Genomic DNA, 14,107 nt, shown 5'->3' on the forward strand with positions numbered 1-14,107 from the left:
TATGCGCACCAGGATCTTAGTGCAAATATTTCTCAAACCATCCTAAGGTACGGCTCCACGCCAGCTCTGCCGCCGCTTTGTCGTAACGCGGTGTCGAATCATTATGGAAGCCGTGATTTACGCCGGGATAAATATACGCCTCGTAAACCTTATGGTTGGTTTTCAGTGCCGCTTCATACGCTGGCCAGCCTTCATTGATGCCTTTATCCAGCGCCGCATAATGAAGCAACAGCGGTGCCTGAATACGCGGCACGTCTTCTGCCTTCGGCTGACGGCCATAAAACGGCACCGCACAGGCCAGCTCGGGAAAAGCCACCGCTGCCGCATTGGCGACACCGCCGCCATAACAGAAACCGGTAATGCCGACTTTGCCAGTGCCCGCCTCGTGATGCATCAGGAAATCCACGGCGGCGAAAAAGTCGTTCATCAGTTTGACCGGGTCAATCTTTGCCTGCATGGCGCGGCCTTCTTCATCATTACCCGGATAGCCACCGACCGAACTCAGCCCATCCGGTGCCAGCGCGATATAACCGGCTTTTGCCACGCGGCGGGCCACGTCTTCGATATACGGATTCAGCCCACGATTCTCATGCACCACCACCACGGCAGGGACTTTGCCGCTGGCTTTCGCCGGGCGTACCAGATAACCGCGTACCTCACCGTGTCCCTGCGGCGATGGGTAGTGAATATACTCCGGGTTGATAGCGGGATCGGTGAATTCCACCTGCTGCGCCAGGGCATAGTTCGGACTCATGGCACTTAACAACGTGGCACCGGTCATCCCGGCGATGGTGAACTTTGCCGCCAGTGTGATGAACTCGCGTTTGCTGATTTTACCGTGGGCGTAATAGTCATAAAGCTCAAGCAGTTCCTGCGGAAAATCCTGTGCGGTAAGACGTGTCATAACCTCTCCTTCGCTGATTAACCAGATGGTATTGCCGCTCTAACAAAGCACAGTCAGGAGCAGGTGACAAATGGCATGACGCAAAGGGTTAAGGATTTTTCTGCGCCCATTTGGTTAGCGGTAAGCACCATAAAACCCGACATTTGTTTCTGATTTATTATTGTTGCGTTAACGAATTGGATATTTTGAAGTGGCTGACTATAATTTACAGCAGGCTAATCAGGCTGGGAAATTAAGCTATTTTGCGGGCGTAATAAATAATAAATTAAATACAATCAATTGATTTTAAATGAATTTATGACAGTTAAATTTTTGCAAAAGATACTGTTATAGTTTTGTTGATCCTCACTGTTTATTTTTAAAAACACCACTTCCTTTTACAGTCACGCTCTCTTTCTTCGACTCGCGGGAAAATAAATTCGTTGCCGTTCAATTGTTAATTATAAGTAAAAACTGGTGTTCTATTTGGCAAAGAGGTAAGCAATGTTTGGATTAGATGCCTTTCACCTGGCAAGGATACAGTTCGCATTTACTGTCTCCTTTCATATCATCTTTCCAGCCATCACCATCGGTCTCGCCAGCTTCCTGGCCGTGCTCGAAGGTATGTGGCTGAAAACCCATAATGAAACCTATCGCGATCTCTATCATTTCTGGTCCAAAGTTTTTGCCGTGAACTTCGGTATGGGCGTGGTCTCGGGTCTGGTGATGGCCTACCAGTTCGGGACTAACTGGAGTGGTTTTTCACAGTTTGCTGGCAGTATCACCGGCCCGCTGTTGACCTATGAAGTCTTAACCGCCTTCTTCCTCGAAGCGGGCTTCCTCGGTGTCATGCTGTTTGGCTGGAACCGCGTCGGGCCGGGCCTGCACTTCTTTGCCACCTGCATGGTGGCGCTCGGAACGATTATCTCGACGTTCTGGATTCTGGCCTCCAACAGCTGGATGCATACCCCGCAGGGGTACATCATTCAGAACGGGGTGGTGGTGCCGCAGGACTGGCTGAAAATCATCTTTAACCCGTCGTTCCCGTACCGTTTGCTGCATATGTCAACCGGGGCCTTCCTCGCCAGCGCCTTCTTTGTCGGTTCTTCTGCGGCCTGGCATCTGCTGAAAGGCAATGACAATCCGGCCATTCGTAAGATGTTCTCGATGGCGCTGTGGATGGCGCTGATCGTGTCGCCGATTCAGGCGATGATTGGTGACGCGCACGGCCTGAACACCCTCGAACATCAGCCTGCGAAAATTGCAGCGATTGAAGGTCACTGGGAAAACCCACCCGGGGAAGCCACACCGTTGATTCTGTTCGGTATTCCGGATATGGAGCAGGAACGCACCAAATACGCACTGGAGATTCCTTACCTCGGTAGCCTGATTCTGACCCACAGCCTCGACAAGCAGGTTCCGGCACTGAAATCGTTCCCGAAAGAAGATCGCCCGGATTCCACCGTGATTTTCTGGTCGTTCCGCGTGATGGTGGCGCTGGGACTGCTGATGATCACCCTCGGCGTGGTCAGCCTGTGGCTGCGTTTCAAAGGGCGTTTATATCAGTCGCGACCGTTCCTGTGGTTCGCGCTGCTGATGGGGCCATCGGGTCTGCTGGCGATTCTGGCGGGCTGGTTTACCACGGAAATTGGTCGTCAGCCGTGGGTGGTCTATGGCGTGCAGCGCACCATTGATGCGGTCTCCGCCCATGGTGATCTGCATATGAGCATCAGTTTGCTGGCGTTCATTGTGGTGTACTGCTCGGTGTTCGGTGTGGGGTATGGCTACATGATGCGTTTGATTAAACAGGGACCGCAGATGGGCGAAGGTCACGATGTGACGCCGGGTGGTCCGGGTCAAAGCAATACGCCTGCGCGTCCGCTGTCCGCCGCAACCCATCAGGAGGGAAGCCACAAATGATCGATTTTTCTATTATCTGGTTTGCGATCATCGTGTTCGCCATCCTGATGTACATCGTGATGGACGGTTTTGATCTCGGTATCGGCCTGCTGTTTCCCTTCAACAAAAACCCGGTCGAACGCGACATGATGGTTAACACCGTCGCCCCGGTGTGGGACGGCAACGAAACCTGGCTGGTGCTGGGCGGTGCCGGGATGTACGGTGCCTTCCCACTGGCTTACTCGGTGATTGTGGATGCCCTGACCATTCCGCTGACGGCAATGCTGGTGGGGCTGATTTTCCGTGGTGTCGCCTTTGAGTTCCGTTTCAAAGCGACGGAATCACACCGCCCGTTCTGGGACAAAGCCTTTATCTGGGGCTCGGTGCTGGCAACCTTCAGCCAGGGCGTTTCGGTGGGAGCCATCATTAATGGTTTTCCGGTCCATGGCCGTACTTTCGCCGGGGGCTATATGGACTGGCTGGCACCGTTCCCGCTGTTCTGCGGTATCGGCCTGCTGGTGGCTTATGCGCTGCTCGGCTGCACCTGGCTGATTATGAAAACCGAGCATGAGCTGCATCGTAAGATGTCCGCGCTGGCAACGCCGCTGGTGATTGCGCTGCTGGTGATTGTCGGCCTGATCAGCCTGTGGACGCCGTTCAGCCATGAGGCCATTGCCCAGCGCTGGTTCACCCGTCCCAACCTGTTCTGGTTCCTGCCGGTTCCGGTGCTGGTGTTGGTGTGTGCATGGGGGATTGTGCGCGGCGTCAAACGCGAAGCCCATTACAGCCCGTTTCTGCTGACTTTGCTGCTTATTTTCCTCGGTTTCTCTGGCCTGGGGATTAGCGTGTGGCCGTATATCATTCCGCCTTCCATCACCATCTGGCAGGCCGCATCACCGGCTATCAGCCAGGCGTTTATGCTGGTGGGGGGGCTGCTGATTATCCCGGTGATTTTGATGTACACCTTCTGGAGTTACTACGTGTTCCGTGGAAAAGTCAAAGCCGACGAAGGATACCATTGAGATGTCAGGCGGAGTCAGCAATATGAATAACCAACCTCAAGCGAAAGCACCGTTCTGGAAACGGGTGATGTGGCTGGTGATCATCTACGGCGCAAGCGTGCTGGCACTGGGGGTGGTGGCAACGTTATTTCGTATGATGATGACGGCTGCGGGGATGCGTTCGCATTAATAAGTGACTGTCAGCGCCCCGGTATGTTCCGGGGCGGTTCATTTCCTGCGTAAAAATTAGCAAACTAAGCAATTAATGCTTTTCCCGTTACGCTTTCTTTACTCTTCCTTACATTGGTAATACGTTTTTGTTATATTTATGTGACCGATAACGCAAATTCTGCGTCACCCACTTCCTTTCGATCATCACAGAAATGCTCAGCCTGAATCTGAAACAACAGTACATCGATGATTTGGTGGACTGGATTGAAGCGAACCTGACAGACGACCTCAACATCGATCTGATTAGCCTGAAATCCGGTTATTCCAAATGGCACATGCAACGCATGTTCAAAGAAATGACCGGACAAACGCTGGCGTCCTACACGCGCAAGCGTCGTCTGACCATGTCGGCAATGGCGCTGCGCCTGACGCGTATGCCGCTGATTGATATCGCCGTGCGCTTTGGTTTTGATAACCAGCAGAATTTTACCCGGGTGTTTAAAAATCATTTTTCGCTGACGCCTGGCGCATTTCGCCGCAATCCTGAGTTGCAGCTGAAAGATTTCCACAGCCGTATTACCACCCGCCATCGCTGGGTTGACGTGCGACTGGCAGAGAAACCGGAACTGCAATTGAGCGGGGAGGTTATCGAGTGGGAATGCCGTTTCGGCGAATTTATTCATGACCATGGTGATGTGGTAGCGCAGCACGCACGTGACTTCGTCGCCTTTGCCGGACAGCATGCCAGCAAAGGCTGGCTAGGCTTTCAGTTCAGTCCGGGGGAGGGATCTGCCGATCAGCAACATATCAGCCTGTTCGAGGCGCTGGAGAGCCAGCATGGTGATGTGCTGCCGCGCAATGCGGTGAGCTGGACCGGCGAAAGTGGCTTGTACGCGGAAGTTGACTGGCAGGGCACGCCCGAGCAAATCAACGCCTTTACCTCCGACATGTATTACATCCATCTGCCTGCGCTGGGGGTTGCACGCCGTCAGGGCAAAGATTTGCTGCGTCTCGATCTGCAAAACAGCACGCCCGATCGGCTGTATGGCACCTTCTTTATCCCGGTTACTGCCGGATAATGCATAAATCGTGCGGTAGTCTGTGATAAACCGCACGATTTTATAAAATCATTGCCATAAGCGGCGTAAAATTCTTTATCGAAACCTGATCCCCCGCGTAAAACCCTGACGCCCCCGAATCAGGCTGAATAATCACCTGCATTCCAGGTCCATCCCGGACCCATAAGAGAAAAAAATGATGCGACTTTTACCGTTGTTCCTTGTGACAGCGCTGACCGCGTTTTCGGCTATTGCCAGCGCTCAGCTCTCCGAACCGTTCTCACCGCCAGCCGGTCTGCATCCGCATCAGACCTGCCAGCAGCATGAAATTTCGGGCGATAACCCGTTACCGCAAAATGATGGCGGAATGATGGAGTGTGGTCACCGCGATGCGCTGCAAAACTAAGTTTGCAGCGTCTGCCGCTCTGAGCGGCGAGCAAGCCAACTGGCACGGATAAACGCGACGATAAACACCAGCGCAAACAGCACCACAATGGTGGGAGCAGGGGCGCTATCCAGATAAAACGACCCATACACCCCACCCAGCGACACCATGACGGCAACCATCACTGCCGTGATCAGCGCGTGTGAAAAACGTCGCGTCAGCAACAGGGCAATCGCCCCTGGTGCAATCAGCAAAGAAACCGACAGAATGATCCCGACCGCTTTCATTGTTGCCACGATGGTCAGCGCGACCATGCACAGCAGACCATAATGCAACAGGCGGGTGGGTAATCCGCTGGCCTGCGCCTGTTGTTGATCGAAGCAGAACAATAAAAAATCCCGCCATTTTAACGCCATGATCAGCATGATCGCTGCCGCGATGATCCCGGTTTGCACCATGTCCGTCCGGGTGATGCCCAGCATGTCGCCGAACAGGATATGATCAAGATGCACCTCCGGTTTGGTGGCGATATACAGGATCAGCCCGACCGCGAACATACCGGAGAAGACGATGCCCATCACCGTATCCTGTTTGATGTGGCTGCTGTCCTTCAGGAAACCGCTGGCAACGGCGCAAAACACCCCAGCAGCAAAGGCACCGACTGCCAGCGGCAGGCCCAGCATCCAGGCCAATACGATACCGGGAAATACCGCGTGGCTCATGGCATCGCCCATCAACGCCCAGCCTTTCAGCACCAGAAACACCGACAGCAGGGCACAGGGAACGGCGACCACCACGGCAATCAACAGCGCGTGACGCATAAATTCGAACTGGAAAGGTTCGGCCAGCAGGCTCAGCATTGGGCATCCTCCAAAGATGTTCGGGCGCGCCGCCGCTGCGCCAGCAATCCCTGTTGCGGGGCGAAGACAAACGCCAGCAAAAACAACAGCGTTTGCGCCACCACGATAATGCCACCCGTGGCACCGTCCAGATAATAACTGGCCCAGGCACCGAGGAAGCTGGTCACGCTGCCTATGCCGACGGCGATGGCTAACAGACGCGGAAAGCGATCGGTCAGCAGCCAGGCGGTGGCGCCCGGCGTTACCACCAGACAAATCACCAGAAACGCGCCCACGGTTTGCAGTGCGGCGACGGTCGACAGCGCCAGCAGGGTGAAGAACAACAATTTGAGGCGGCCTGGGTGCAGGCCGATGGCGCGTGCGTGGTTCTCGTCAAAAAACGTCACCAGTAAATCTTTCCATTTGAAAAACAGCACGCAGGTGGAGACGGCGCCAATCAGCGTCAGTTGCAGGATATCGGCGGGGGCGATGGCGAGAATATTACCCAGCACGATGGTCTGAATGTTCACTGCCGTCGGGTTAAGCGACACCATAAACAGGCCGAGACCGAAGAATGAGGTGAAAATCAGGCCGATGATCGCGTCTTCTTTTAACCGGGTACGCTGGTTAAGGAACAGCATACTGCCTGCCGCCAGTCCGCCGGAAAGAAAGGCCCCGAGGGCAAACGGCAAACCGAGCATATACGCGCCCGCCACGCCGGGTACGATGGAGTGCGATAGCGCATCGCCAATCAGTGACCAGCCTTTCAGCATCAGATAGCAGGAGAGAAAGGCGCACAGGCCGCCGACCAGCGCCGAGACCCACATGGCGTTCAGCATATATTGGTAGCTAAAGGGTTCCAGTAGCAGCTGCATCGTCAGACCCCTTGCTTGTTGGGAGGCAGATGGGCGACGAACGGACGTTCATCATCGGTAATGATGTGTTCTTCTGAACCGTTCAGCACCACATGACGCAGCACGCCGCTAAACGCGCGTTCCAGATTTTGCTGGGTGAACGTGGTCGCCGTGGGGCCACTCGCCAGCACCGTGCCTTTCACCATCACCGTATAATCACAGAACTCAGTGACCGAACCGAGATTATGCGTTGAAACCAAAAGGGTTTTCCCTTCATCGCGCAGTTCCCGCAGCAGGCTGATGATTTTGGCTTCGGTCTGCACATCCACGCCGGTAAAAGGCTCATCGAGCAGAATCACTTCGCCCTGCTGTGCGATGGCGCGCGCCAGAAACACGCGCTTTTTCTGGCCGCCGGAGAGTTCACCAATCTGACGATGACGCAGGGCCAGCATATCGACGCGATCCAGCGCAGCGTTAACTATGGCGTGGTCATGCTGTTTGGCAATACGCAGCATCCCCATATGGCCGTAACGGCCCATCATCACCACATCTTCCACCAGCACCGGAAAAGACCAGTCAACCTCTTCCGCCTGGGGGACGTAGGCAACCAGATTACGTCGCAGCGCCTGACGCGTTGGCATGCCGAGGATGCGAATGTCCCCCTGCGCCAGCCGCACAAACCCCATCACCGCTTTAAACAGCGTCGATTTCCCGGAACCATTAACCCCAACCAGCGCGGCGATGGAACCGCCCGGTACGCTAAAACTGGCATCGCGCAGCGCGGTGTGTCCATTACGGTAAGTGACGCTCACTCCGGATGCGGCAATGCCTGCGACCTGTGTCATAGCTTTACTCCTTCATCCCGTCTTTGATGCCCTGCACCAGCGTATGAGTGGTGACGTTGAGTAAGTCGATATAGGTGGGGACCGGGCCATCGGCCTGACTGAGCGAATCGACATACAACACGCCGCCATAATGCGCACCGGTTTCCCGCGCTACCTGGCGTGCCGCTTTGTCGGATACCGTGCTTTCACTGAAGACGGCCGGGATGTGTTCCTGTCGGACGCGATCAATCACCCGGCGTACCTGTTGAGGCGTGCCTTGCTGGTCGGCATTGATTGGCCACAGATAGAGTTCTTTCAGCCCCAGATCGCGCGCCAGATAGGAAAATGCGCCTTCACTCGATACCAGCCAGCGTTTATTTTCCGGGATTTGTGCCACTTGCTGGCGCAGGGGGAGCAGTGTCGCGGTGATTTTCTGCTTGTAAGACTCGGCATTGCGCTGATATATCGCGGCATTTGTCGGATCGTAATGCATCAGTGCATCGCGGATGTTGTCGACATAAATCAAGGCATTGTCGGGGGACATCCAGGCATGGGGATTGGGTTTGCCATTGTACGGGCCTTCGCTGATGCCCATCGGCGTCACGCCGCGTGTAACGATAACTTCGGGCACATCTTTTAAGTGCTGATAAAAACGCCGGAACCACAGTTCAAGATTCAGACCGTTGGTGAGAATTAGCTGCGCCCCCTGGGCACGTTTGATGTCGCCCGGCGTGGGCTGATATTCATGGATTTCGGCACCCGGTTTGGTGATCGAGCTGACGTCCGCCGCGTCTCCGGCCACGTTTTTCGCCATATCGGCGATAACCGTGAAGGTGGTCACCACCCTGAATTTCTCGCTGGCAAAAGCGCTGGGGATAACCACGCTACTCAGCAGCGTGCACAGCAATATTCCTCTTATCATTTTCATACATCCATCCTCGGCATGATTAAAAAACGAACTGATATAGCAATTGCTATACTTTATAGCAGTTGCTAATACGATCGCCAAGTTCAGGTATGTAAAGCTGTGTATGCGGATGTATTGCGCAATAAATTGCGCCGCTACGGTCTGGTGAGAATTCAGGGATGAGGCAAATCCCCCGCAGAAATGGTAGCGGCGCGATTTATCGCGCAGGCTTTATCTGAAGGAGGGATGAATGATTGATGACGTACACAATAGCATTTTTCGGCATTGCGCTTAAGATATATCATAACTATCCTGACGGCGTCAGATGAGAATGAGTTTCGCTTTCATATTTGATTCATGCGCGGGCCTCTGACGCCCGACGCGAGGCAAAATAATGGAAAAAAAACCTGAATCGACCAGCGCTGTGCTGGCTCAGACTTACCACTCGATTTCGCTGGCGGCGGCACGCACCGTTATCACTGCGGCTCTGCAAACCGCTGCCGAGCATGGCTGGCATATCAGCGTTGCGGTGGTGGATCGCGCTGGCGAACTGGTCAGCCTGGATCGCAGCGATGCGGCGATCGGCATCAGCCCGAGCGTAGCGCAGGGTAAAGCGCGCACCGCCGCGTTATTACGCGCCCCCTCGAAAGAGTTCGAAAGCTTTATCAATAGCGGCAGCCCCAGCTTCCTCGCTACCCCAGGGGTGACGCCACTCGAAGGCGGCATTCCGCTGTGGTTACACGGCGAAGTGATCGGTGCGGTCGGCGTGAGCGGGGCGCACGGCGCTAACGATTCGCTGGTAGCTGAACAGGCCGCTGAAGCGTTGGCCTCATTCTAAGGAGCGGGTGATGGCAGCATTACAGGACAAACATCTGGTGGTGATTGGCGGCAGCTCCGGCATTGGTTTTCAGGTTGCGCAGCAGGCGGCGGCCGCAGGAGCCAGCCTGACGCTGCTCGGTCGCAATACCGAACGGCTGGCACAGGCGCAGAACGCGTTAGCGGAGCAGGGCACGCAGGTCGCGACCCTCGCGGTAGATGCCCACGATCACGATGCGTTGCGCGCGGCTTTTAGCCAGCTTGATGCGTTTGATCATCTGGTATCGATGGTGGGTGATGCCATGGGCGGAGGCTTCCTTACCGCCGATATGGCGCTGATTGAAAAGGTGATTTACTCGAAATTCCTCACCAATGTGCTGATTGGCAAGCTGGCGGCAGAAAAAGTGCGTGCAGGCGGTTCGCTGACCTTTACTGCGGGCACCGGCGGGCGTGCTCAACATGCCTGTGCCAGCTACGTCGGCAATCAGGGCATTGTGTCGCTGGCGCAGGGGCTGGCTGTGGAGCTGGCACCGAAAGCGCGCGTCAACTGCGTCGCCCCCACCTGGACGGTGACGCCGTTCTGGCGACAGCAGGCGGCGGGGCAGGTGGAGCAAACCCGCCAGCATTTTGCCGGGATCATCCCGCTGGGCCGTACCGCGGAAATTGACGAACTCGCCAGCGCTTATCTGTTCTTAATGCAAAACGATTTTATTACCGGACAACAAATCGCGGTGGACGGCGGCATTATGCTTGGCTGATCCCGCAGGAGAAATGACTTGAGAAAACAGACCCCAACAGGTAACCCACGCGCGCCGCAACGTGTGCGCAATGAACTGCGTTTCCGCCACATCACCGTGGCAAGCAAAACCCGCGTTGCCGGAGAGTTCTGGCGCATTGTCTTTACCGGCAGCGATCTGGCGGGTTTCAACTCGCCTTCCTATGACGACCATATCAAAGTTTTCTTCCCGGAAGCGGGCGGGGTGCTGACGCTGCCACAGATGACCGACGAAGGCGTGGTATGGCCTGCGGGTATGCGTCCGGCAGCACGTGATTACACGCCGCTGGCGTTTAACGGCGTGGATTCGCTGACCATCGATTTCTATATGCACGATGGCGGTGTGGCCAGCAACTGGGCTAATGATGCGCAGCCGGGCGATCAGCTGGCGATGGGCGGTCCGCGTGGTTCGCTGATCATTCCTGCCGATTATGCCAGCCAGATCTATGTCTGTGACGAAACCGGTTTGCCAGCCATCAAACGTCGCCTGGCGGAAATTGACGCGCAGGACGTGCATCTGCTGGCCTTTGTTGACGAAGCCACTGGCCGTGATTATCTCGGCGAACTGGCTGGCGTCAATGTCAGCTGGCTTGGCAGCGGCACTATGCAAAGCGATAACCTTGGTGCGCTGATTGCGAAGCTGGACAGGATTTCACTGCCAACCGAAGAATACTTTATCTGGCTGACCGGTGAAGGTGAGGCAGTGAAACTGCTGAGCGACTACTTTACCCAGCGCCGTGGTGCAGACACTGATTTTGTGCGCGCCGTAGCCTACTGGCATCAGAAATAACCGACTCTTGCCCGCCCGTTGCCGCCTGTGTTGAATTTTGCCAGGCGGCAGACTACTATCAACCTCCCTTAACCGACCCTCAGGCAGGCAATGAAACAGCATCGGGATTTTGCATGGCACGGCGACCAGGCACAGCGTGGCTTTTGTGCGGGGGCGCGTAAAAAGCGCCGTGAACGTATGCTGGATGCCAGTGATATCCGTCTGTTAATGCTGCACTTTCTGGCGCAAAGCAATGCGCACGGTTATGAGCTGATCAAATCGGTTGAAGAACTCTCCAAAGGGGAATACTCCCCCAGTCCCGGTATTATCTACCCCAATCTGACGCTGCTGGAAGAGATGGACGCCATTCGTGTGGTGGACGCTCAGGAGTCACGCAAGGCATACACGCTCAACGATAGCGGTCGTGCGTTGCTGGCGGAAAACCGTGAAAATGTCGCGACTATTATTCAGCGTTTAACTTCGCTGGCTATTCTGGTTAATAACCGCAGCATCCCTGAAGTAGAACAGGCGATTCACAATATTAAATTCACGTTAAATCATCGTCTGGCGCAGGAAAATATTTCCGCTGAAACACTTGAGATCGTGATCACAGCGTTAAATGAAGCTGCAGAGAAAATCGCAAAGAGTTGATCTCAATCATTTTTAACCCCTAAAATTGTTGCAACATTGTTTAATTAAATTAAGTAAATAAAAACAAAGTTGTAGCAATAATTACAGCCAAACCAAAAAGGTTTGGCTGGTAAATATAAACGGTAGTTTTTCTCACCATTATTCAGCGCTACTTTTCCCGCATCGCATTCATTCTGAAGCGTTAAGGGAAAAGAATATGTCTGAAACCAAAAAACAGCCGGCGCATGACCTGCGTTCGGCCATCTCATTGTTACAAAGCCTGAAAGGCGAATTCGTCAGCACTGATACTGAAGTCGATCCCCATGCGGAACTCTCCGGCGTGTATCGCTATGTCGGTGCCGGTGGTACCTGCGAGCGTCCAACGCGCAAAGGCCCGGCGATGATGTTCAACAAGGTGAAAGGTTTTCCTGATGTGCGCGTTGTGACTGGCCTGATGTCCACTCGCGAGCGTGTCGGCCATCTGCTGGATTGCGCGCCAGAAAAACTCGGTTTTCTGCTGAAAGACTCGGTACATCATGCGGTTGCGCCAGTGGTAATCAGTGAAAAACCGCAGTGCCAGGAAGTGGTGCACTACGCGGAAGACCCGAACTTTGACCTGCGTACCTTATTACCCGCACCAACCAACACCGAAGAGGATGCCGGTCCTTACTTCACCATGGGGATGTGCTACGCGTCTGACCCGGAAACGCACGAGTCAGATATCACCATCCACCGTCTGTGCATTCAAAGCCGCGATGAACTTTCGATGTGGCTGACCCCGGGTCGCCATATTGATGCCTTCCGTGAAAAAGCGGAAAAAGCCGGTCAGCCGCTGCCGATCTCCATCAGCATTGGTGTTGACCCGGCGATTGAAATTGCCGCCTGCTTTGAGCCACCGACAACGCCGCTGGGCTTTAACGAACTGAGCATTGCCGGGGCACTGCGTGGTAAGCCGGTAGAACTGGCACCGTGCGTCAGTATCAACGAAAAGGCCATCGCCCACGCTGAAATCGTGATTGAAGGCGAGTTGCTGCCGAATGTGCGGGTGCGTGAAGACCAGAACACCAACACCGGTAAAGCGATGCCGGAATTCCCGGGTTATACCGGCGAAGCCAAAGCCGAGCTGCCGGTGATCAAGGTGAAGGCCGTTACCCACCGCAAACACCCGATTCTGCAAACCACCCTTGGCCCAAGTGGCGAACACGTCAGCATGGCCGGTATCCCGACCGAAGCCAGTATTCTCGATATGCTGGAACGCGCTATGCCGGGCCGCGTAGTGAATGTGAATGCTCACACTTCAGGTGGCGGCAAACTGCTGGCGGTGATTCAGTTTAGAAAATCTTCCCCGGTGGATGAAGGTCGCCAGCGTCAGGCTGCGTTGATTGCCTTTGCGGCATTCTCTGAACTGAAGCATGTGATCCTGGTGGATGAGGATGTGGATGTGTTCGACACCGATGACATCCTGTGGGCGATGCAAACCCGCTTCCAGGGCGATGTTGATATCGCCACCATCGCCGGTGTGCGCTGCCATCCGCTCGATCCGTCGCAGGACCCGGCCTACAGCGCCAGCATCACGCAACAAGGTATGACCACCAAAACCATCTTTGACTGCACCGTGCCGTGGCATTTGAAAGCCCACTTTGAACGTTCGAAGTTCAAAAAAGTGGATGTAAAACGTTTCCTTCCCGATTTTGAGTAAGTGAGGTTGTAGTGAGCAGAAGGCGCATTATCGTCGGCATTAGCGGCGCGTCTGGTTTCCAGTACGGTATGAAGGCGCTGCAATTGCTGCGCGATCAGGATGTTGAGGTCCACCTGGTAGTGACCAAAGGCGCGGAAGTGACGCGTTCGATGGAAACCGATTGGCAGCGGCAGGAGATTACCGATTTAGCAGATGAGGTGCATAGCATCAGTAACCTCGGCGCGTCGATCTCCAGTGGCTCGTTTAAGACCCTCGGCATGTTGATTGCGCCCTGCTCAATGAACTCGCTGGCGTCCATCGCCCATGGACTGACCGGCAATCTGCTGACCCGTGCAGCAGATGTGATCCTGAAAGAGCGGCGTCGGCTGGTGTTAATGGTCCGTGAGACGCCGCTCAATCTGGTGCACATTCGCAACATGGCGGCAGTTACCGAAATGGGCGGCATTGTTTATCCGCCGGTTCCGGCCTTTTACCAGAAGCCACAATCCGTGGATGAAATGGTACATCACAGCGTAGCGCGCGCCCTCGACCTGTTTGATCTCGATGTTGGCAACCTGAAACGCTGGGGTGAAAAACATAATGAAGCGTAAGGAGTAA

The 14,107-nt window shown here is 54.8% G+C and carries 16 protein-coding genes; 11 read left to right on the forward strand and 5 right to left on the reverse strand.

Annotated elements, in window-relative coordinates; all coding sequences use genetic code 11:
- Positions 1 to 16 precede the first annotated feature (16 nt).
- Complete coding sequence (gene yghX, locus PW844_RS28210; RefSeq protein WP_299459805.1) at positions 17 to 904, reverse strand: YghX family hydrolase; 888 nt, start codon at positions 902 to 904, stop codon at positions 17 to 19.
- A 483-nt stretch (positions 905 to 1,387) separates the two neighbouring features.
- Here yghX and PW844_RS28215 point away from each other — a divergent pair, with 483 nt between their 5' ends.
- From PW844_RS28215 to PW844_RS28235, 5 genes are all read left to right on the forward strand, one after another.
- A complete protein-coding gene (locus tag PW844_RS28215; protein WP_299459808.1) occupies positions 1,388 to 2,803 on the forward strand; it encodes a cytochrome ubiquinol oxidase subunit I in 1,416 nt (471 codons plus the stop codon).
- A complete protein-coding gene (cydB, locus tag PW844_RS28220; protein ID WP_299459811.1) occupies positions 2,800 to 3,804 on the forward strand; it encodes a cytochrome d ubiquinol oxidase subunit II in 1,005 nt (334 codons plus the stop codon). The genes PW844_RS28215 and cydB overlap by 4 nt, the downstream gene beginning before the upstream one ends.
- Before the next feature lie 22 nt (positions 3,805 to 3,826).
- Entirely contained in the window at positions 3,827 to 3,973 is a 147-nt protein-coding gene (locus PW844_RS28225) for a DUF2474 domain-containing protein (protein WP_299459813.1), read from the forward strand.
- 193 nt (positions 3,974 to 4,166) lie between these two features.
- The gene (locus PW844_RS28230; RefSeq protein WP_299459816.1) at positions 4,167 to 5,033 is read left to right on the forward strand and encodes a helix-turn-helix domain-containing protein; all 867 of its coding nucleotides are present in this window, start codon (positions 4,167 to 4,169) and stop codon (positions 5,031 to 5,033) included.
- 175 nt (positions 5,034 to 5,208) lie between these two features.
- On the forward strand, positions 5,209 to 5,418 hold the full coding sequence (locus PW844_RS28235) for a hypothetical protein (RefSeq protein WP_254711358.1): 210 nt from the start codon (positions 5,209 to 5,211) through the stop codon (positions 5,416 to 5,418).
- On the opposite strand, the gene PW844_RS28240 is transcribed toward PW844_RS28235, so the two are convergent.
- The 4 genes from PW844_RS28240 to PW844_RS28255 are packed head-to-tail and all read right to left on the reverse strand — an operon-like array spanning position 5,415 to position 8,836.
- Entirely contained in the window at positions 5,415 to 6,257 is an 843-nt protein-coding gene (locus PW844_RS28240) for a metal ABC transporter permease (protein WP_299459825.1), read from the reverse strand. The two genes, PW844_RS28235 and PW844_RS28240, sit on opposite strands and share 4 nt — an antisense overlap.
- The gene (gene sitC / locus PW844_RS28245; protein WP_299459828.1) at positions 6,251 to 7,111 is read right to left on the reverse strand and encodes an iron/manganese ABC transporter permease subunit SitC; all 861 of its coding nucleotides are present in this window, start codon (positions 7,109 to 7,111) and stop codon (positions 6,251 to 6,253) included. The genes PW844_RS28240 and sitC overlap by 7 nt, the downstream gene beginning before the upstream one ends.
- A 2-nt stretch (positions 7,112 to 7,113) precedes the next feature.
- Positions 7,114 to 7,935, reverse strand: a complete 822-nt coding sequence (locus tag PW844_RS28250; RefSeq protein WP_299459831.1) for a manganese/iron ABC transporter ATP-binding protein — start codon at positions 7,933 to 7,935, stop codon at positions 7,114 to 7,116.
- A gap of 4 nt (positions 7,936 to 7,939) precedes the next feature.
- Entirely contained in the window at positions 7,940 to 8,836 is an 897-nt protein-coding gene (locus PW844_RS28255; protein WP_299460476.1) for a metal ABC transporter substrate-binding protein, read from the reverse strand.
- A 379-nt stretch (positions 8,837 to 9,215) separates the two neighbouring features.
- Between PW844_RS28255 and PW844_RS28260 the strand changes: the two genes are divergently transcribed.
- The 6 genes from PW844_RS28260 to PW844_RS28285 all read left to right on the forward strand — a co-directional run bounded on the left by PW844_RS28260 (position 9,216) and on the right by PW844_RS28285 (position 14,100).
- Positions 9,216 to 9,659: a heme-binding protein gene (locus PW844_RS28260; RefSeq protein WP_299459834.1), complete on the forward strand. Its 444-nt coding sequence runs from the start codon at positions 9,216 to 9,218 to the stop codon at positions 9,657 to 9,659.
- 10 nt (positions 9,660 to 9,669) lie between these two features.
- Entirely contained in the window at positions 9,670 to 10,395 is a 726-nt protein-coding gene (locus PW844_RS28265; RefSeq protein ID WP_299459836.1) for an SDR family oxidoreductase, read from the forward strand.
- Between the two features lie 18 nt (positions 10,396 to 10,413).
- Positions 10,414 to 11,202, forward strand: a complete 789-nt coding sequence (locus PW844_RS28270) for a siderophore-interacting protein (protein ID WP_299459839.1) — start codon at positions 10,414 to 10,416, stop codon at positions 11,200 to 11,202.
- Positions 11,203 to 11,292: 90 nt separating this feature from the next.
- Positions 11,293 to 11,832, forward strand: a complete 540-nt coding sequence (locus PW844_RS28275; protein ID WP_299459842.1) for a PadR family transcriptional regulator — start codon at positions 11,293 to 11,295, stop codon at positions 11,830 to 11,832.
- 196 nt (positions 11,833 to 12,028) lie between these two features.
- A complete protein-coding gene (locus PW844_RS28280; RefSeq protein WP_299459844.1) occupies positions 12,029 to 13,510 on the forward strand; it encodes a UbiD family decarboxylase in 1,482 nt (493 codons plus the stop codon).
- An 11-nt stretch (positions 13,511 to 13,521) separates the two neighbouring features.
- Positions 13,522 to 14,100 carry a UbiX family flavin prenyltransferase gene (locus PW844_RS28285; RefSeq protein ID WP_208716413.1) on the forward strand — a complete coding sequence of 193 codons (579 nt, stop codon included), beginning with the start codon at positions 13,522 to 13,524 and terminating at the stop codon, positions 14,098 to 14,100.
- The last annotated feature ends 7 nt before the right edge of the window (positions 14,101 to 14,107 follow it).

The organism is Pantoea sp., from assembly GCF_028283705.1.
In the GTDB taxonomy this organism is placed as follows: domain Bacteria; phylum Pseudomonadota; class Gammaproteobacteria; order Enterobacterales; family Enterobacteriaceae; genus Pantoea.

Coding starts and splice junctions, on each gene's coding strand:
- PW844_RS28255 (WP_299460476.1), bottom strand. CDS start 8,836: ATGATAAGAGGAATATTGCTGTGCACGCTGCTGAGTAGCGTGGTTATC.
- PW844_RS28250 (WP_299459831.1), bottom strand. CDS start 7,935: ATGACACAGGTCGCAGGCATTGCCGCATCCGGAGTGAGCGTCACTTAC.
- sitC (WP_299459828.1), bottom strand. CDS start 7,111: ATGCAGCTGCTACTGGAACCCTTTAGCTACCAATATATGCTGAACGCC.
- PW844_RS28240 (WP_299459825.1), bottom strand. CDS start 6,257: ATGCTGAGCCTGCTGGCCGAACCTTTCCAGTTCGAATTTATGCGTCAC.
- PW844_RS28260 (WP_299459834.1), top strand. CDS start 9,216: ATGGAAAAAAAACCTGAATCGACCAGCGCTGTGCTGGCTCAGACTTAC.
- PW844_RS28275 (WP_299459842.1), top strand. CDS start 11,293: ATGAAACAGCATCGGGATTTTGCATGGCACGGCGACCAGGCACAGCGT.
- cydB (WP_299459811.1), top strand. CDS start 2,800: ATGATCGATTTTTCTATTATCTGGTTTGCGATCATCGTGTTCGCCATC.
- yghX (WP_299459805.1), bottom strand. CDS start 904: ATGACACGTCTTACCGCACAGGATTTTCCGCAGGAACTGCTTGAGCTT.
- PW844_RS28230 (WP_299459816.1), top strand. CDS start 4,167: ATGCTCAGCCTGAATCTGAAACAACAGTACATCGATGATTTGGTGGAC.
- PW844_RS28215 (WP_299459808.1), top strand. CDS start 1,388: ATGTTTGGATTAGATGCCTTTCACCTGGCAAGGATACAGTTCGCATTT.
- PW844_RS28235 (WP_254711358.1), top strand. CDS start 5,209: ATGATGCGACTTTTACCGTTGTTCCTTGTGACAGCGCTGACCGCGTTT.
- PW844_RS28225 (WP_299459813.1), top strand. CDS start 3,827: ATGAATAACCAACCTCAAGCGAAAGCACCGTTCTGGAAACGGGTGATG.
- PW844_RS28280 (WP_299459844.1), top strand. CDS start 12,029: ATGTCTGAAACCAAAAAACAGCCGGCGCATGACCTGCGTTCGGCCATC.
- PW844_RS28265 (WP_299459836.1), top strand. CDS start 9,670: ATGGCAGCATTACAGGACAAACATCTGGTGGTGATTGGCGGCAGCTCC.